This is a genomic window from Natronorubrum sulfidifaciens JCM 14089 (assembly GCF_000337735.1).
Taxonomy (GTDB): Archaea; Halobacteriota; Halobacteria; order Halobacteriales; family Natrialbaceae; genus Natronorubrum; species Natronorubrum sulfidifaciens.
Map to the genome: position 1 here is coordinate 64,373 of NZ_AOHX01000042.1, position 17,964 is coordinate 82,336.

Consider the following 17,964-nt stretch of genomic DNA (forward strand, 5'->3'; position numbering starts at 1 on the left):
GCATTTACCCCTGTGCGCTCACTGACGACCATGAGCGACGCAGACGGGACGTGGGTAAGTCTCTTTTCCGGCGGTAAAGACTCCGTGTGGGCGCTGTATCGAGCCCTCGAGGACGGCCTCGACGTTTCACACCTCGTCACCGTCCACCCGGAGGGCGACTCCTACATGTATCACGTCCCTGCGACGGATCTCGCGGCACTGGCCGCAGAAAGCACCGGCATTCCGCTTGTTGATGTCAACCCCGGCGATTTCGAGGCGGCCAAGGCAGCCGACTCGAGCACACAGGGTGACGACGAACTCGAGCCACTCGAGGCCGCACTGGTCGACCTCGACGACCGACTCGAGGGGGGGATCGCCGGCGTGACAGCAGGGGCCGTCGAAAGCGAGTACCAGACGAGTCGCATTCAGGAGATGTGTGACCGACTGGGCTGTGAGCTGTTCGCGCCGCTGTGGCAGGAAGACCCGCGGGCGCTGGCCGAGGCGATGCTCGAGGCCGGGTTCGAGATCACGATTATTCAGGTCGCTGCCTACGGCCTCGATGACTCGTGGCTCGGCCGCACCCTCGACCACGAGGCGCTTGCCGAACTGGAACGACTCAACGAGGAGTACGGCGTCCACATCTTGGGCGAGGGCGGCGAGTTCGAGACGCTGGTGGTCGATGGGCCACACATGGACCGACGCATCGCCCTCGAGTACGACACCGAGTGGGACGGAACCCGTGGACGGATACGGATCACGGACGCCCGACTCGAGTAACGGAGACCGGTCGGCTCACTGTGGCGACCCGTTTTTGATCGTCGTGTGAGCACCGATGAGTGCACCCGCGAGATCGAGTTCGTCGAGGTGGGTCCCTTCGTCGATGATCGAGTGACGAACGTCGGCGTTTCGAACCGTCGCCGATGGGAAGATCACCGCGTGGTCGAGCGTCGTGTTCTCGAGGGTAACGTCGTCCATTACGTGGACGTTGTCGCCGATCGAGACGTTCTCGAGGGTCGCCGAGTCGGCGACGATCGACTCCCCGTCGAGATGCCAGGACACGGCGTCGAGGTAGCTTTCGGGCGTTCCGATATCGAACCACGCGTCTTCGAAAGTGTAGGCGTACGTCGGCTCGCGGTTCTGGAGCCACTGGACGAACCAACCCGGCTCGTCCGGGTTGTTACCGTCCTCGAGATACGTCGGCAGCAGCGATAACGAGTCGGCGGGGAACGCATAGCAGGCAATCGAGACGAGCGTACTCTTCGGGTTGTCAGGTTTCTCCTGAAAATCGACGACACGGTCGCCCTCGAGGTCGACGAGGCCGTAGGATTTGGCCTTCTCACGGGAGCCGACGTCGTAGGCGGCAAGCGTCGGGGCGTCCTGTTGCTCGAAGTACTCGAGAAAGTCTGCGATGTCGAAGCTGATCAGATTGTCGCCAGCGATGACCAGCAGGTCGTCGTCGACGTCCTCGCGGTCGATCAGCTGTGCGAGTGCGCCGACGACGCCGAACTTGCCCTGTTCTTTGGACGTTTCCTCCACCGACAGCCGCGGCTTCTCGAACTCGCTCGCGTCGAGGTGGGCCTCGAAGTCAGCCGCGAACCGCTCGTTCGTGCTGACGTAGACCTCATCGATCCGGTCGTCAGACTCGAGGGCGTCGAAGATGCGGTCGATGACGGTCGACTCACCGATCGGGAGAAACATTTTGGGTCGATGTTTCGTGATCGGCCACATCCGAGTCGCGTACCCGCCGGCAAGGACGACGGCTTTCATGACTCGAGGTTCACTTGCCCATGGTAAGTCGTTTGTCCTTTCATAGGAACTGCTGTCGGCCGTGACCGCCGGTCGACGGCTGCCGGCCGTGTCACACAGTATAAATCCCCGACGCCCCTTTCTCGAGCCATGCGCGAGGCCGACGAAACAACACGACAGCGACTTGCCGACGCGCTCCGTGTCGAACCCGCCACACCCAGCGAACTTGCGGTTTCCCTCGATCTGACGCCTGAGTCGGTGCTCCGGCACGCCGAACACGTCTTTCGCTCGGTCGACGGAGCCGAGACGGACGAACAGTTGCTTGTCGCACCACCAACGTGTACGGACTGTGGGTTCGACGACTTCGACGACCTGTTGAACCTCCCCTCGCGGTGTCCCAACTGTAAAAGCGAGGCCGTCTCTGAGCCGACACTGACGATCGAGTGAGCCGAAGCCACCGCTTGACGATTGCGACGTGTCCGACTCGAGGACGGACAGTCATCGATCACGATGTACCCGTTGCAGTGACTATCTCGTTCCGCTGACAACCTGAAACAGATTCGATACTAATATTTACTGGGGAGGCGAGAAACCGATACGAACTCTCGAGCACGCTGGCGTCCAGCATGTGATCCCAGTACCGCCTGTCACCGTCTTCGTCTCCACCTGACAGGGGATGCGTTCGCTTCGAGAGATTATGGAGGATACGAATGACTGCCACGCCCCATCCCGAGTCCGACTGCGTCGAGTTCGTCCTGTCGGTTCTCGAAACCCTCGATACGTGCGAGGCATCGGCTGAAACGATCGACGACGCGTTCGGGTTGCTCGCCGACCAGCGCCGACGGCTCCTGCTCGAGGTGATGCGCACCTACGGAGAATCGCTAACGCTCCCGGACGCCGCCGAGGAGGTCGCCGTCCGCGAAACCGGTCGGCAGATGCAAAACATTTCGGCCGAACACGTCCACGAGGTCTATCTCTCCTTGTACCACGATCACCTCCCGCGACTGACCGATGCCGGACTGCTCGAGTACAATCAGGAACGGGATATGGTCGCGCCGACCGGACTCCCCTGAGACGGGTTGTGGTCTCGAGTACGGGCGGTGCGCGGTGGGCCCGTGATTCTCGCAGTCTGAATGTGCTATATTTTGACGTTCGACGTCGACGTGAGATCGTCGTCGTCATCGATCGGACCGTCGCCGACGTACGTGTAGTCGTCATCGGTCAGATACACCGCTTCGTCTGCGACCGTCACCTCGAGGCCGGTGAGATACGCCCCCTCACAGGGGCCGTACGTACACACGCCGGAGTCAGCGTCGAAGTACGCGCCGTGGTTCGCACAGACGAGTTCACCGTCGCGCATCGGCGCACCCGACCCTTTGTCGATTTTGATATGGGTGAGATGCTGACAGTAGTTGAGCCAGCAGGCGAGGTCCGGTTCGCTGTCGCCCGACTCGTTTGCGACGAGAACCGCCTCTCGGAGTTCGTCGGCCGCGTTCGTGACACGAAAGAGGACCGTCGAATCAGTCGACACTGCCTCGAGTGCAGTAATCCGTTGGGACGCGTCCATCGTCATCTCGGTTTTCGATCACCGACCCTGAACGTTCCGGTATGCCGGATGTCTGACGCAACTTTAACCGCCTGAACGCCAAACGACAGCTATGGACTCCCTTCTCATCTACGGCTCGTATGGCTATACCGGCCGGCTGATCGCCCGCGAGGCCGTCTCCCGAGGAGGGTCGCCGGTCGTTGCCGGCCGTAATGCTCGTGAAGTGACACGGCAGGCCGACGAACTCGGCGTCGAAGGGCGGACGTTCGAACTCACCGATGACGTTTCAGCGACCCTCCAACGGTTCGATGCCGTGGTGAACTGTGCTGGGCCGTTCGTGAAGACGGTCGACCCGATCGTCGACGCCTGCCTCGAGACCGGGACCGACTATCTCGATATCACCGGCGAGTTTCGGGTGTTCGAGCGACTCCGCCAGCGCGACGACGAGGCACGTGCGGCAGGTGTCACCCTGCTTCCGGGCGTCGGATTCGACGTGGTCCCGTCGGACTGTCTGGCCGCGTTCCTCTCCGAACAGCTCCCGTCGGCAACGACACTCTCACTCGGCATCAAAGCACGCGGGCCGCTGTCGCGAGGAACCGCCAGAACTGCCCTCGAGCAGTTCGGCAGCGACGGTGTCGTTCGTCGAAACGGTCGGCTGATCAAGGTGCCACCCGCCTTTCGGACCCGCGAGATCGACTTCGGGGTCGGCCCCGAACACGCCGTCACGATCCCGTGGGGAGACGTCGTCACAGCCGCCCGCAGCACGGGGATCGAGTCGATCGAAGTCTACGCAGCGATGCCGTCGTGGCTGACACGAGCGATGGCGACGACCGACTCGCTCGGGTGGCTCGTCGATCGCCGCCCCGTCAAACCCCTCTTGGAGCGGCTGATCGACACCCGTGTCGACGGTCCCGACGCACGAGAACGGGCTCGAGACACCGCGGTCGTCTGGGGGGAGGCCGTCGACGAATCGACGGGGCAACGGGCCCGCGCTCGAGTGCGAACACCGAACCCCTACACGCTGACGGCCGAGGCTACCGTCAGCGCCGCCGAACGCATTCTCGACGGACGTGATCGGACACACGCGCCGGTTCCAGCCGGCTTCCAGACCCCGTCGTCGGCGTTCGGCCCCGAGTTCGTCCTCGAACTCGAGGGGACAACACGCGAGGTTCTCGAGACGCCGGTTGCGGTCGACGAGGCCGATCGATCGCCGGTCGAATCGGACGACTGAGACGGATTGCTGTACCGCGTTTTGGCCACAGTCGAACGACCGATCGTCGAATCGTGCTGTCTGACAGTATGACGTGCTGATGTCGGCGGTCTCGAGGAACGCCGCCAGTGGCGTCGGCGCGGTGTTTCTGTCGTCTCGAACGGCGACCATATCTCGTATGTTGCTCGAGTGAGAACAATCACCCATGTCGAGTCACTGGGCACTCGCCGGAGCCGGGCTGCTCCTGAGCAGCGGCGTCCTCGCGGCGCTGATCGCGATTTCGTTCCCTGAACTGCCGCTCTCGTCGTGTACCGATGTCGGGTACGTCGGTGACGAGCCGCCCGGTGGCTTCGTCTACTACGAGTTCTACCTGGGCTGGCTCGGGTACTCGCCGGACGGGGGCGTCAATCGGTGCGATACACCGATCGTCACGATCGCCCTCGGACTCCTCGCGCTCGGAAGCGCGATGCTCGGCCTCGAGCGCTGGAAACGGTAACGTTGCGTGGCGACCATGACCCTCCAAAATCACTCCTGATAGCAGGCTCGCTCGACGCGTTCGTCGTACGCCCTCGAGAGCCGCTCCGTCACCGGGCCGCCACCGAGCTTGTGGCCGTCGAGCGTCTCGATCGGGCGCAGTTCCCACGTGCGGTTCGTGAGAAACGCTTCGTCGGCTGTGAGTACGGTCTCGAGGTCGTAGCGGCCTTCGCGAACTGAGAGTCCGGCCTCGGCGGCGAGTTCGAGGACGATCGCCCGCGTAATTCCCGGCAACACGGGACCGTCGGTCGTCGGTGTATGTACGACGCCGTCGCGGACGAACCAGAGGTTGCTCGTCGCGCCTTCGGCAACGTGGTCCTCGCAGTCGAACATAAGCGCCTCGTCCGCGCTTGGCTGGCCGTCTTCGTCCCGAAGCTCCGCGCGGGCCAGAATTCCGTTGAGATAGTTGTGCGTCTTCGCTGCGGCCGGTATCGCGTCGGCGGGGATTCGGCGCGTGTCGACCGTTCGCACGGTCGCCGGGTCGTCCCAGACCGAGTCGCCGTCGACGCCACCACGGGGCAGCGGTTTCACGTAGATGACGACCGTCGGGTCGATGTCGGGTTGGGGCGTGAGTTTTCCCGGCTGGACGCCGCGCGTGATCGAGAGCCGGACGTAGGCGTCCTCGAGGTCGTTCGCTGCGAGCGTCTCGTCGATTCGACCCCGGAGGTCGTTTGCTGCGAGGCCGTGAGCCAACGACAGGGCGTCACAGGTTCGCTCGAGGCGCTCCATGTGGGCGCCCCACGCGAAGACCGTGCCGCCGTAGACGCGCATGGTCTCGAAGGCGGCGTCGCCGTAGCGAAAGCCGCGGTCGTCGACGCTCACTGTGGCTTCGCTCGCGGGGACGAGGTCGCCGTCGACGTGGTAGAGCACGTCGTCGCTCATTCGTGGTCTGCCCCGGACTGTTCGCCGGTTTCGGCGGCGAATCGGCAGAAGTTCGCGATCATCCGTTTGCCGACCGCAAGCGAGATCCCGTCGCCGTCCGCGGCGTCTTCGTGGCGACGCGTCAGAATGCTCTCGGGGTGGAACTGGACGCCGATGTGGGGCTTCTCGCGGTGGCGAACCGCCATCAACACGCCGCGTTCGTCGGTCGTCCGTGCGGTCTCGGCAAGCGAGTCGGGGAGGTCGTCACGTTCGACGGCGAGCGAGTGATAGCGGCCGACCTGAAACGTCGGCGGCAGACCGCTGAAAAGGCCCTCGCCGTCGTGGCTGACCGTCGAGGGTTTGCCGTGGACGACGTGGGGGGCGTGGACGACCCGTGCGCCGTTGGCTGCACACAGCGCCTGATGGCCGAGACAGACGCCGAGAATTGGATACTCGGTTTCGGCGAACAGCGGGATCGAGATGCCGGCTTCCTGTGGGGTTCCCGGCCCCGGCGAGACGATGATTCCGGTCGGATCGATTTCATCGACGGCCGCGAGATCGAGTTCGTCGTTGCGCCGGACGATTACCTCGTCTGCCAGTTCGCCGACGTACTGGACGAGGTTGTACGCGAAGGAGTCGTAGTTATCGACGACGAGAATACGGACGTTTTCGGTCGGCGTCGCCTCACTCATGGCTCTCACCCTTTGTCTCGAGGGCCATCGCGGCTCGTTCACCGAGCGCGTCGTCGACGGCTGCAATCAGCGCGCGGGCCTTGTCGAGCGTTTCGTCGTACTCGCGTTCGGGGTCGGAGTCGTGGACGATCCCGGCCCCCACGCGGAGGTGATACTCGTTGGCGTGGCGAACGAGCGTCCGAATCACGATATTGAGCGTCGCCCGACCGTCGTAGCCGAAGATCCCGACACTGCCCGTGTAGGGGCCTCGCTGAGTCGCCTCGAGTTCGTCGATGATCGCCATCGTCCGGGGCTTTGGCGCGCCCGTGATCGTCCCGCCCGGGAAGACGGCTGCGATCGCGTCGGCCAGCGTCTCGCCCTCTCGAAGCCGGCCCGTGACGTTCGAGACGAGATGCATCACCTCCGCGTAGCGGTCGATCCGTCGATACTCGGCGACGTCGACGGAGCCGTATTCACAGACTTTCCCGAGATCGTTTCGCTCGAGGTCGACCAACATCGCGTGTTCGGCGCGCTCTTTCTCGTCGGTTCGAAGGTCGTCCTCGAGTGTCGCGTCTTCTTCCGGCGTCGTCCCACGAGGCCGCGTCCCCGCGATCGGCTCCGTCCGGAGGAAGTCGCCACCGTGGCCCTCGGACGGCTCGCGCTCGAGGAGCAACTCGGGGCTGGCGCTCACCAGATCCGTGCTGGGGAACTCGAGCAGACACGAGTACGGCGCGGGGTTGACCCGACGGAGGGCGTCGTAGGCCGCGACGGGGTGGACTGCCGCCGGGGCGACCAGCCGTTGTGACACGTTCGCCTGAAACGTCTCACCGTCGTGGATGTACGATTTCGCTCGGCTGACGCGCTCGGCGAAGGCCGCACGTCCGCAGTCGCTTTCGAACGTCGCTTCGGTCGTTGCCGCCGGTGGTTCACCGACGGCTGGCTCGCCCTCGAGTGTCGCCCGTGCGAGTTCGAGCGCTCGCTTGCGGCCACGGTCGTAAGCCGCCTCGAGCGCCGCGTCCGAAACGCCGCCGTCGACTGGCTCGGCCTCGAGCGCCGCGTCCGAAACGCCGCCGTCGACTGGCTCGGCCTCGAGGCGCGGACAGGCCGTGATCCGCAGCGTCACGTCGTCGCCGTCGGTGGGTTCTTCCCACGCTGCGAGCCGGTCGTAGACGCCGACCTCGAGTCGGGGCAGGCCGCGGTCGTCGACGGCAGACTCGGGGAGGCTCTCGAGTTCGCGGGCGATGTCGTAGGCGAGCCACCCGATCGCGCCACAGGGGTAGGGGACGTCACAGTCGCCACGAATCAGGTCGTCACCCTCGAGCAGTCCCTCGAGTGCGGCGAGCGTCGGCGAACCGGTGTCCGCTTGCGAGCGCGGGACTGCATCGGGTGTCACGGTCAGCCGATCGACTGGATCAACACCGAAATAGCCCCAGCCGGGCTGGCCGCCAGTCGTCTCGAGGAACGCCCCGCCACGGGCGTCGGCCGGTCGGGCGCGGCGGTAGGCCAAAAATGGATCGTCGACGGTCACTCGAACTTCGATCGGGAGTCGAACGGCGGTGGGGCGCGTCGTCGAGTCAGTGTCAATCGTGGTGTCGCGCTGTGTGAGCCACTCGTTGGCGGTGGCTCGGAACGACGCGAACGACGTGACGACGCGCGGGTCGCGCATGTGCTCAGGGAGGGAGTGGGTGCCTAATCCTCTTGCGGTTTCGGGCGTGTCAGCGACCTGAACGCAGACCGTCGGCGGTAGAGAAGAGAACGCGCGGGCAGGATGGAACGGGAATTATCGGAGTTCGGCGCGGTCGATCCAGCCCTGAATGCGCTTCTCGGAGATATCGGTCCCCTCAGCGAGTTCGGCGGCGTCCGCGGCGGCGAGTTCGGCGACGGTTTCGACGCCCGCCGACGCGAGCCGATCCGCATAGGCAGGCCCGATTCCCTTGATCGAAGTGACGGGTTCCTGCGTCGTCGGATCGACATCCTGCTCGTCGTCGGCTGGGGTCTCGTCGACAGCGCGCTCGGACTCGTCGGCGTCGGTCGCCGGTGTGGCCTCCTCGAGTTCGCTATCGACCTCGTCTGCGGGTTGGGACTCGGCTTCCTCGACTGGAGACACGTCCGTCGTCGTGGGACCGGTCGCCTCCACCGCGGCGTCGGAGTCGTCTGTGGGTTCGATCACCGAGTCCGTCGACTCGTCGGCGGTGGGCGTCGGTTCGGGCTCGGTGTCGGTGGCCGCTTCAGTTTTCGACCCGGCTGTTGCGCTTGCCGGTGCCGGTGGTTCTGTTCCGGTTGCTGTCGAGGCCGATTTAGCGTTGCGGTCACCCTCCTGTGACCCTTCCCGCTCGACCGTTACCCCGACCTCGCGAGTCTGTCCTCGCTCCGACTCGGTGTCGCCGAGTCCGAGGAGCGATTTCAGCTTCTGGAGGAGTGCCATTGTGCCGATATAGTTGGCACCATCACTTAAATTCGCCTGATAACCGGATGTATCGTCCCGACGGTCGATTCGGCCGACAGCTACAGCTGCGACCGAAGCGCCTCGTTCATCGCGTCGACCGGCGGCTCCTCGCCGGCCCACAGTTCGAACGCCTCGACGCCCTGATAGAGCAACATCCACGCGCCGTCGACGGTCGTCGCCCCGACGGCGGCCGCGTCTTGCAGCAGTCGCGTCTCGAGTGGCTGATAGACGGCGTCCATCACGGCCAACTCCCCGTGGAGCGCGTCGGCGGGCACCGGCGTCTCGTCTGATTCCATGCCGACGCTCGTCGCGTTCACGAGGATGTCGGCCTCGGCGAGCAGGTCGGCGAGCGCGCCGGCCTCGAGGCCGTGGCCCGTCGCCCCCGGAACCGCCTCGGCGAGGTCGTGGGCCGTCGACTCGGTTCGGTTAGCGATCTCGACCGTCGCACCCGCATCCGCAAGCCCGAACGCGATCGCCCGGCCGGCCCCACCGGCACCGACGACGACGGCGTCTGCACCCTCGAGCGTGACGTCGTGGTCGCGCAGGGCACGCATCGCGCCGACGGCGTCGGTGTTGTGGCCCGTTGGCGTTCCATCCCCCGTGAAATCGATCGTGTTGACCGCGCCGATCCGGGTCGCTAACTCGTCGGCGTCGACGAACTCGAGGACGTCCTGTTTGAACGGGATCGTCACGTTCAGCCCCGTGATCCCGAGCGCGTCGGCTCCGTCGATCGCGGCCTCGAGGGCCGCCGGCTCGGGTTCGAACGTGACGTAGCGGGCGTCGAGCCCGAGCTGGTCGTAGGCCGCTTCGTGCATCGGCGGAGACAGCGAGTGTCCGACCGGGTTGCCGAGCAACCCGAAGATGTCCATAGCCATACGCCACACTCGAGGCGGTGGGGATATATACTGCCCGACAGGATGCCGGTGTGAGACGGTCTGCTGTGCCCGTGTTCCATCAATTGCCGCCCCTGTCGCCCGTGATCGGCGGGCCGTGACGCCAGTCGTCCGTCTGCGCGGGGCGGGCCCGTTACCAGCGACTGGGGTATGTCCCGGTCACTTATGGCTGGGTCGGCCCATGTCTCGATATGGACATTCTGGTTCCGATCGACGACTCGGAGACGGCACGGGCGGCACTCGAGCACGCCGTTGACAGGTATCCCGAGGCGACGATCACGGTGCTTCACGTTATCGACCCCAGCGTCTCGAAGTACGGCAACGGCGGGATCTACGCCTACGAGTCGATACTCGAGACGCGCAAAGACGCCGCAGCGGAGCTGTTCGACGACGTGACCACGCTCGTCGCTGCCCACGAGGGCGAGGTCATCACGGAGACCGTCGTCGGAAGCCCGGCTCGAGAGATCGTCACGTACGCGGACGATCACGGGAGCGATCACATCGTCATGGGGAGTCGCGGTCGCTCGGGTGCAAGTCGAGTGTTGCTTGGCAGCGTTGCCGAACGCGTCGTCCGTCGTTCACCCGTCCCGGTGACGATCGTTCGCTGAGACGGAGTTTTCGTGTCCCGTCTGCATCAGTTGACGCCGTGTTCGGTTCCGGGCTCCTTTTGCCCTGCTGTGCAGTAGCGGTCGTCATGCTCTCCGGACCGGCGTTCGCTCTCGTCCTCCTTGCGGCCGGCATCGTCGCGCTCTATGGCGGTGCCGAGTTGCTCGTCGCCGGAGCCGGCCGGCTCGCACTGGGTGTCGGACTCCGGGCTGCAACCGTCGGCGTGACGGTGATCGCCTTCGCGACGACCGCCCCGGAGCTGTTCGTCGCGACTATCGGTGCGGTGAACGTCTCGACCGATATCGGTCTCGGTGCCGTCCTCGGCTCGAACATCGCCAATATCGGGCTCGTGCTCGGCGTCGCCGCGCTCATCAAGCCGTTGCACATCAGCCAGACGGCGATGCGGCGTCACGTGCCGTTCATGCTCTTTGCAGTGGTCTTACTCGTCGCGCTCGGCATGGACGGAACGATCGGCCGACTCGAGGGGGCGGTCTTTCTGCTGGTCCTCGGCGGCTTTACGGCGTATCTGATCTCCTCCGCCAACACCAATCCGGCACCGGCGGATGACCGTCCCGGCGCTGGCGACGGCATCACGCTGCGAGCTGTTGTGCTCGTCCTCGGTGGGTTGCTGGCGCTCGTGCTCGGCTCGCGATGGCTGGTGTCGGGTGGCACTGCGTTGCTGTCGGCACTCGGCGTGTCGGATCTAGTGATCGGGCTGACGGTGCTCGCACTCGGCACCTCGTTGCCGGAGCTTGCGGCGTCGGCCGTCGGTGCCGTCCGCGGCGAGACCGAGTTCGCCATCGGCAACGTCGTCGGCTCGAACATCTACAACATCCTCGCCGTCCTCGGGATCGTCGCCCTGATTACGCCGATCGAGATCGCCTCGAGCACGCTGTGGTTCGAAGTCCCCCTCGTCGCCGTGTTTACGGTCGTTCTCGTCGGGATGATGGCGTATGGCCGAACGCTCACCCGATTCGACGGTGCCGTCCTCGTCGGCGGCTACGTCGTCTTTCTCGCGCTGCTCGCTTCCTGATCGAGTCGAACACCGCGACCGGAACAGGGGCGTCGACGAAAGGTAGCGAGCTATAACGGCAGTGGCGTCGCCTGTTCGTGTTCCCGGCTCGCATCGGCACAGCGGGCTTGCAACTGATCCAGTCGTGGGCCGATGTGCTCGCGAACGAGTTTGACGAGCGCGTTTGCCGGCCCATCACCGGTGATCGCACTCGCACAGTCGTCCGCATCGTCGGCCGTCACGAGCATCACACGTTCGCGGTCGGCAAAGACGATGCGCCCGTGGTGGATGTCGTCGACCGGGAAGTTCAGCCAGTCGAACTGTGGCTTACAGACCGTCGCCTCGGGGACGGCCGACCGAACGGTGTCTCGCACACGTGGTGAGCGCGAGCCGATATAGACATCGACGCCGCGCTCCGTGGCGGCCTGCCAGCGCTCGAGACAACACTGCCGAGTCATCTCTTCGTCGGGAGCCGTCACGAACAGCTCTTCGTCGGCGCTGTCGGCGATCTCGTGGCCTCGTTCGATGACACGTGCGCCGCCGTCGATCGTCCAGTACGTGCCTGTCCCACCCTGTTCGGCGTTCGTCTCGCGCTCGTCTCCGTCGCTTCCAGCCTGTTTTTGCATCGCCTCGAGTCCCACGACGACCTCGCGAAGCGGACTCGCGGTCAGCCAGTCGGCCCGCCACGTCGCCGCCTCGGCGTTGAGCGAGACGGTTTCGCTCGAGTGGTCGTACTCGACGAGGTCGGCTGCCGCAAGCGAGGGCAGGTAGTTGTGTCGCAGCGCCGTCGCCACGGGCCGCCAGTCCGACTCCTCGAGGTCGACGAGGCGACACTCCTCCTCGTGGGCCGTGATCATCGCGGCCAGATCGGCGACGGCGAGTTCGCCACGCTGTCGCGCCAGGATGGCACAGCTCAGCCGGCAGCGTGCGGGCTGGAGTGCATCGAGCAGTCGGTCGAGCGACGCGTCGTCGATGGCTGCCCCACCAGATGGGTCCGCGAGGACGTCGCTGACCCACTCGGTCTCGAGGATCGGATGCTCGGCGAGAGCGATCCGTCGTGTGTCACCGTCGTCGCGTTCGGTTACCAGCCCGACATCGAGAAGCCGCGGGACGTGATGGTGAACGAGTTCGATGTGTGCCGCGTGACACTGCTCGTCAGTAACGATCGGACAGCCGTGGTCACGAACGGCGACCTCGGTTGCAAGCGTCTCGACCGAGAGCGGCTCCGACTGGCTCCCGGCTGGTTCCATCCGCTCGAAAAGGATCGAGAGCAGATATCGCCGGCGGGGATCGGCGAGAACGTCGAACGCTGTGGTCGTTCGTTCGGCAGTCAGGCTGGAACTCATTGCCTGAAGAAGACGACGAATGCCGGAAAGGAGTGTACCAGCATACTCTGGTATGGTCGGTCGAGACCGGCCGCCGACGCGCGCCACTCAGTCCGATCGCTCGCCGTTGACGGCGGTGCGGTCTTCGAAATACGTCGTCAGGAGCTTCGCCTGTGCGACCCGGAGATGCTGGTGGAACGTCTGCCGAGCGATCCCGAGTCGCTCGGCGATTTCGCTGGCGTCACTGTTTCGCGTCGGCCACTCGAAGTAGCCGCCGTAGTAGGCCGCCTCGAGGGCGGCTCGCTGTTTGTCGGTCAGCCTGTCTTGTACGCGTCGCCGGAAGTCACCGCGAGTTTCGACTGGCCGTTCGACGGTGCGTTTCGAGAGCAGTTCCGTCTCGGGGTAGGTCTCCGAAATCGCGGAGACCAGTTCCCGAACGGCGACGTCCGGGCTGGCCTGAACGACGATGCTCGAGACGCCGTCGTCGATGATCTGCGATCGCATCCGCGCGCCGTAATCCGCGAGCAGGCTGGTGATCGTCGGGCCGTAGACCACGAGCTCCCAGTAGCTCTCGTCCCCGCTGGTGTCGATATGGCGAACCTCACCGATCTCGGCGTGCTCGTCGGTGAACGTCTGGACTGTGTCCGGATCGATGCCGGTGACGGAGACGTAGTAGACGAACACCTCTTCGGTCAGTGGCAAGACGTGATCGAGACTCAGTCGACACCCCAGCGTCGACGAAAGCTCCGTACAGACGTCCCTGTGATCGGTCGACTCGAACTCGAGTTCGACGGCGGTGTCGAGATAGAGCAGTCGACGGACGGCCATCGCGTTGAGCGCATGCCCGACCGTCGCGCCGAACTCCTGGAGGACTTCCCGTTCTCGGTCGGCAAACGCGACCGCGTCCTTCGCAGCGACGAGGAGGACGCCGAACGTCCGGCCACTCGCCGTGATCGGAACGGCCGCAACCGAGCCGTAGTCGCGCTCGCGAGCGTCGGCTCGCCAGCGGTCGATCGAATGCTCTCGAAGCGAGTGATAGCACTGGACGGTCTCCGTTTCGAACGGTGACGCGCCCGGGCCATCGGCCGGCGGCTCGACGAACGTCGAGAGCATATCGGCAGCGCCGGCCGCATCAGTCCCGGCCCACGAACGCGGCTCCAACGGCTGTGTGCCGCCGGTCGAGGCGATATCACCCTGCCCGATAACGGCGAACTGGTAGGGGTCAGCAGCCGCGAACGCGTCGACGATTGCGGTCTCGACCGCTTCGCGGGTCTCCGCCGTGACCATCGTCTCGTCGATCGTCCGGATCGTCGCGTTGAGGCGCTCGAGGCGCTCGAGTTCTCGCTCGCGGGCTTTGCGATCGCTGACGTCACGCCCGACGCCCGTAAAGCCGAAGACGATCCCGTCCGCCCCGGTGATCCGTGCGCTGTTGAACTCGAAGGGGATTCGACGGCCGTCGCTCGTCAGCACCCGCCCTTCGGCAGTGACCCGGTCGCCGTCGTGCAGGACTCGGTCGATCGCATCACGGATGTGCTCGCGGTCTTCCGGGACGATGAACTCGAGAGCACGCTTTCCCTCGAGGTCGTCGGCGTCGTAGCCCGTCACCTGTTCGAATCGCCCGTTCCACTGGACGAGATTCCCGTCCGTACCGAACGCATACAACAGGTCGGGCTGGGCCTCGAAGATGCTCTCCGTGAGTGCTTTCTTCTCGCGGAGTTCGCGTTCGCGTTTGTACTCGTCGGTCCGATCGTGGAGAATGCGGAGATAGCCCCAGAGCGGGGCGGGCTGCCCGTCGGCGTCAGCCTCGCCGACGTGTCCGAGATCGAGCCCATGGTCGTGGTCTCGGATCGGAACGAGTACTTCCCGGACCCAAAACCGACTCCCGTCGGGGCGGACCCGCCACCCTTCGTCTTCGGCTCGGCCGTCGGTACGCGCCTGCTCGAGCAGGTGGGCTGGGTGGCCAGCCTCGCGTTTCGCTGGGGGAAAGAACGTCCGATACGGCGTCCCCTCCAGTTCGTCGTCGCCCGTCAGCTGACTGTCATGGTCGTTCCATCTCACGAGTCGGCCGTCGGCATCGAGTATGGAGACGGCGTACTCGCTAACGAGATCGGCGAGCTGTCGGACGTCGAGACTGAACGTCGACGGGATGTCGACGCCACTCGACCGGGGTGGCGATTCCTCCGAGTCGTCGCTGTCATCCGGGAATAACGGAGTCATAGAGCGGAAACAGGGTCGTCAATAGTTGTTCCTGTTGCCAGTTACCATTCGCAGGACTGAAAAACCGACGGTACCCATCACCTAGATTTTCACATATGTTCCGATCAGGGTCGGGCCACACTCGAGTCGGCGTCGAGAACCGACGGCGTTACCGGGTCCCGGCCCACGCATTCGAGTATGACTGCGCTCGCGATCGTCGAGAGCCGGGCCGACCGCGCGTCGGTCCACATCTGTGAGCAGCTTCGCGACCTCGCCGACTGGGACGCCCTCGAGGACGAGACCCGACCCGCAGCCGACGGCGGCGGCACCTATTACCGACGAGACGGCGTCGAGTTGCGGTCGTTCGACGACTTCCATCTCGACCTCGAACACCCTGCCGAGGCGTTCGACTGCGACCCCGACCTGCTCGTTTTCGCCTCGCGTCACTCGGGCGATACGGGCCCGCTGCTGACGGGCCATTTCACGGGCAACTTCGGCTCGGCGGAGTTCGGCGGCGAGGCCGATGCCGTCGCTGAGGCCTGTCCGAACGCCCTCACACAGCTGCTCGAGGCGTTCGACGAGTACGCCCCCGAGGGCTACGACGTCGGGATGGAGTGTACCCACCACGGCCCCACCGACGTCGGCTGTCCGTCGCTGTTTGCGGAACTCGGTAGCGGCGACGAGCAGTGGGACGACCCCGACGGCGCGGCGGCCGTCGCTCGCGGCATTCTCGCGCTTCGGGACGTCTCACCCCACCGCAGTACCCAGGTGGTCGGCTTCGGCGGCAACCACTACGCCCCCCGCTTTACGCGCATCGTCCGCGAGACGCCGTGGGCTGTCGGTCACATCGCCGCCGACTGGGCGCTCGAGGCGATGGGCCATCCCGACGCCCACCGTGACGTTCTCGAGGCGGCGTTCGACGCGAGCGAGGCCGAGATGGCCGTGCTCGACGGCGAGTGGCCGGTGCTCGAGGAGACGCTCGAGGAGTTCGGTGTTCGGCTCGTCAGCGAGACGTGGCTGCGCGAGGTCGGTGATCGATCGCTCGAGACCGTCGACGCCGTCGAATCCGCCCTCGGAGCAGTCGACGACGGGGTTCGCTTCGGCGACCGACGGACCGAGTCGATTGCCGTCGTTGACCTCCCGACCGAACTGGTCGACGCTGCAAACGGACTCGATCCGGCGGCGGTGCGACGGGTCGTCGAGGCGAACACCGTCGCTTTCACGACCGACAACGGCGGGAGTCGAGTCGGCGCACGCGCTGCGATCCCCGATTCGCACGCGGGGTCGTCGGATTCGACGGGGACAGCGTCTGCCAGCGCGACGATCATCGAGGGGCTTTCGCGTGTCCTCGAGGAGAAGTACGAGACGGTCACGCTCGAGGACGACGCCGTCGTCGCCGAGCGGACGAGTTTCGATCCGTCACTCGCTCGTACGCTCGGCATTCCTGAGGGACCGAAGTTCGGCGCGCTGGCAAACGGCGAGTCCGTGACGGTCGACGGCGAAACAATCAGCCCCGAGACAGTTCGAAGCCAGCAGACGGATCGGTTTCCGATCTAGCGACCTCGAGACGGCGGCGTACCTTCCGTCTGCCGTCTCGAAAACGGAATCCGGCGACGCCGTCCGCTGGCGGGCCCGCGCCGGGCGACGTCAGACAGTCGTCTGACGTGTAGGGGAAAGGTAATTATGCTCCATCTTTTAGAAGGTGCCAAGAATGGACTCCATCATCGACGACGCCATCGACGAGGCCGAAAACGGGGAGCCGGCGACGGCCCCCGACGACGCCACCTCACAGAACGGGCAGTCGCCGGACGGAGACGAATCGACCACCCAGCGGACGGGAACGATGACCGACGATCAACTCGAGGACGTACTGCAGGACCTCCAGACGGACATTACGGTCGTCGGCTGTGGCGGTGCCGGCGGCAACACCGTCAACCGGATGCACGAGGAAGGGATTCACGGCGCGAAACTCGTCGCCGCCAACACCGACGTCCAACACCTCGTCGAGATCGAAGCCGACACGAAGATCCTGATGGGCGAGGAGAAAACCGGCGGCCGCGGTGCCGGCTCGCTCCCACAGGTCGGCGAGGAAGCCGCTCTCGAGAGCCAACAGGACATCTACGACGCCATCGACGGCTCTGACATGGTCTTCGTCACGGCCGGCCTCGGCGGCGGCACCGGTACCGGCTCCGCCCCAGTCGTCGCCAAAGCCGCCCGCGAGGCTGGCGCGCTGACGATTTCGATCGTCACGACGCCGTTTACGGCAGAAGGAGAGGTCCGCCGAACCAACGCCGAAGCCGGCTTAGAGCGCCTGCGTGACGTCTCCGACACCGTCATCGTCGTCCCCAACGACCGTCTGCTTGACTCGGTGGGCAAACTGCCCGTCCGACAGGCGTTCAAAGTCTCCGACGAGGTGCTCATGCGCTCGGTCAAAGGGATCACCGAACTCATCACGAAACCCGGCCTCGTCAATCTGGACTTCGCCGACGTTCGCACCGTGATGGAACGCGGCGGCGTCGCCATGATCGGCCTCGGCGAGTCCGACTCCGAAGCCAAAGCGCAGGATTCGGTCAAGACCGCGCTTCGCTCGCCGCTGCTCGACGTCGACATCTCCGGCGCGAGTTCCGCGCTGGTCAACGTCACCGGTGGCAACGACATGGCCATCGAAGAAGCCGAAGGCGTCGTCGAGGAGATCTACGACCGGATCGACCCCGACGCGCGTATCATCTGGGGGACCTCCATCGACGAGAGCCTCGAGGGCAGCATGCGGACCATGATCGTCGTCACGGGCGTCGAATCACCGCAGATCTACGGTCGTCAGGACGGCGAGGCCGTCCAGCCCGCGGGCGCAGGCGGCGACGACATCGACTTCGTCGACTAACGCCGGTCGACTCACCTTGCTGTCGGACCACAGCGACCGATGGAGTCCATCGTTCACC

18 protein-coding genes are annotated in these 17,964 nt (G+C 65.3%); 9 read left to right on the forward strand and 9 right to left on the reverse strand.

Annotated features, from left to right (window positions below):
- Nucleotides 1–30 precede the first annotated feature (30 nt).
- Entirely contained in the window at nucleotides 31–756 is a 726-nt protein-coding gene (locus C495_RS12715; RefSeq protein WP_008163525.1) for a diphthine--ammonia ligase, read from the forward strand.
- Nucleotides 757–771: 15 nt separating this feature from the next.
- Here the strand turns inward: C495_RS12715 and C495_RS12720 are convergent, their stop codons facing one another.
- A complete protein-coding gene (locus tag C495_RS12720; RefSeq protein WP_008163526.1) occupies nucleotides 772–1,746 on the reverse strand; it encodes a sugar phosphate nucleotidyltransferase in 975 nt (324 codons plus the stop codon).
- Nucleotides 1,747–1,875: 129 nt separating this feature from the next.
- On the opposite strand from C495_RS12720, the gene C495_RS12725 reads away from it, so the two are divergent.
- On the forward strand, nucleotides 1,876–2,172 hold the full coding sequence (locus C495_RS12725; protein ID WP_008163527.1) for a transcriptional regulator: 297 nt from the start codon (nucleotides 1,876–1,878) through the stop codon (nucleotides 2,170–2,172).
- Nucleotides 2,173–2,435: 263 nt separating this feature from the next.
- Nucleotides 2,436–2,798, forward strand: a complete 363-nt coding sequence (locus tag C495_RS12730) for a DUF7344 domain-containing protein (protein WP_008163529.1) — start codon at nucleotides 2,436–2,438, stop codon at nucleotides 2,796–2,798.
- A 65-nt stretch (nucleotides 2,799–2,863) separates the two neighbouring features.
- Here the strand turns inward: C495_RS12730 and C495_RS12735 are convergent, their stop codons facing one another.
- Entirely contained in the window at nucleotides 2,864–3,292 is a 429-nt protein-coding gene (locus C495_RS12735) for a Rieske (2Fe-2S) protein (protein ID WP_049890346.1), read from the reverse strand.
- Nucleotides 3,293–3,383: 91 nt separating this feature from the next.
- Between C495_RS12735 and C495_RS12740 the strand changes: the two genes are divergently transcribed.
- Together C495_RS12740 and C495_RS12745 are read left to right on the forward strand one after the other, a co-directional pair.
- Nucleotides 3,384–4,502: a saccharopine dehydrogenase family protein gene (locus C495_RS12740; protein WP_008163532.1), complete on the forward strand. Its 1,119-nt coding sequence runs from the start codon at nucleotides 3,384–3,386 to the stop codon at nucleotides 4,500–4,502.
- 184 nt (nucleotides 4,503–4,686) lie between these two features.
- Entirely contained in the window at nucleotides 4,687–4,977 is a 291-nt protein-coding gene (locus C495_RS12745) for a hypothetical protein (RefSeq protein WP_008163533.1), read from the forward strand.
- Nucleotides 4,978–5,006: 29 nt separating this feature from the next.
- Here C495_RS12745 and C495_RS12750 read toward each other — a convergent pair whose 3' ends face one another.
- From C495_RS12750 to C495_RS12770, 5 genes are all read right to left on the reverse strand, one after another.
- Nucleotides 5,007–5,897, reverse strand: a complete 891-nt coding sequence (locus C495_RS12750) for an aminotransferase class IV (RefSeq protein ID WP_008163534.1) — start codon at nucleotides 5,895–5,897, stop codon at nucleotides 5,007–5,009.
- A complete protein-coding gene (locus C495_RS12755) occupies nucleotides 5,894–6,568 on the reverse strand; it encodes an anthranilate synthase component II (protein ID WP_008163535.1) in 675 nt (224 codons plus the stop codon). Before C495_RS12755 ends, C495_RS12750 begins: the two co-directional genes overlap by 4 nt.
- Nucleotides 6,561–8,213 (reverse strand): anthranilate synthase component I family protein, encoded by a 1,653-nt coding sequence (locus C495_RS12760; protein ID WP_008163537.1) that lies wholly within the window; start codon nucleotides 8,211–8,213, stop codon nucleotides 6,561–6,563. The genes C495_RS12755 and C495_RS12760 overlap by 8 nt, the downstream gene beginning before the upstream one ends.
- A 114-nt stretch (nucleotides 8,214–8,327) precedes the next feature.
- The gene (locus tag C495_RS12765) at nucleotides 8,328–8,972 is read right to left on the reverse strand and encodes a DUF4332 domain-containing protein (RefSeq protein WP_008163539.1); all 645 of its coding nucleotides are present in this window, start codon (nucleotides 8,970–8,972) and stop codon (nucleotides 8,328–8,330) included.
- Nucleotides 8,973–9,052: 80 nt separating this feature from the next.
- Nucleotides 9,053–9,862 (reverse strand): shikimate dehydrogenase, encoded by an 810-nt coding sequence (locus C495_RS12770; RefSeq protein ID WP_008163540.1) that lies wholly within the window; start codon nucleotides 9,860–9,862, stop codon nucleotides 9,053–9,055.
- Nucleotides 9,863–10,077: 215 nt separating this feature from the next.
- Here C495_RS12770 and C495_RS12775 point away from each other — a divergent pair, with 215 nt between their 5' ends.
- Both C495_RS12775 and C495_RS12780 read left to right on the forward strand, forming a co-directional pair.
- Nucleotides 10,078–10,494 (forward strand): universal stress protein, encoded by a 417-nt coding sequence (locus tag C495_RS12775; protein ID WP_008163541.1) that lies wholly within the window; start codon nucleotides 10,078–10,080, stop codon nucleotides 10,492–10,494.
- An 86-nt stretch (nucleotides 10,495–10,580) separates the two neighbouring features.
- A complete protein-coding gene (locus tag C495_RS12780; protein ID WP_008163543.1) occupies nucleotides 10,581–11,525 on the forward strand; it encodes a calcium/sodium antiporter in 945 nt (314 codons plus the stop codon).
- Between the two features lie 50 nt (nucleotides 11,526–11,575).
- Here the strand turns inward: C495_RS12780 and C495_RS12785 are convergent, their stop codons facing one another.
- Together C495_RS12785 and C495_RS12790 are read right to left on the reverse strand one after the other, a co-directional pair.
- The gene (locus C495_RS12785) at nucleotides 11,576–12,850 is read right to left on the reverse strand and encodes a DUF7344 domain-containing protein (RefSeq protein ID WP_008163545.1); all 1,275 of its coding nucleotides are present in this window, start codon (nucleotides 12,848–12,850) and stop codon (nucleotides 11,576–11,578) included.
- A gap of 87 nt (nucleotides 12,851–12,937) precedes the next feature.
- Complete coding sequence (locus tag C495_RS12790; protein WP_008163547.1) at nucleotides 12,938–15,046, reverse strand: bacterio-opsin activator domain-containing protein; 2,109 nt, start codon at nucleotides 15,044–15,046, stop codon at nucleotides 12,938–12,940.
- Nucleotides 15,047–15,223: 177 nt separating this feature from the next.
- Here C495_RS12790 and C495_RS12795 point away from each other — a divergent pair, with 177 nt between their 5' ends.
- Complete coding sequence (locus C495_RS12795) at nucleotides 15,224–16,582, forward strand: D-aminoacyl-tRNA deacylase (protein ID WP_008163548.1); 1,359 nt, start codon at nucleotides 15,224–15,226, stop codon at nucleotides 16,580–16,582.
- 154 nt (nucleotides 16,583–16,736) lie between these two features.
- Nucleotides 16,737–17,906: a cell division protein FtsZ gene (ftsZ, locus tag C495_RS12800; RefSeq protein ID WP_008163550.1), complete on the forward strand. Its 1,170-nt coding sequence runs from the start codon at nucleotides 16,737–16,739 to the stop codon at nucleotides 17,904–17,906.
- Nucleotides 17,907–17,964: the final 58 nt, after the last annotated feature.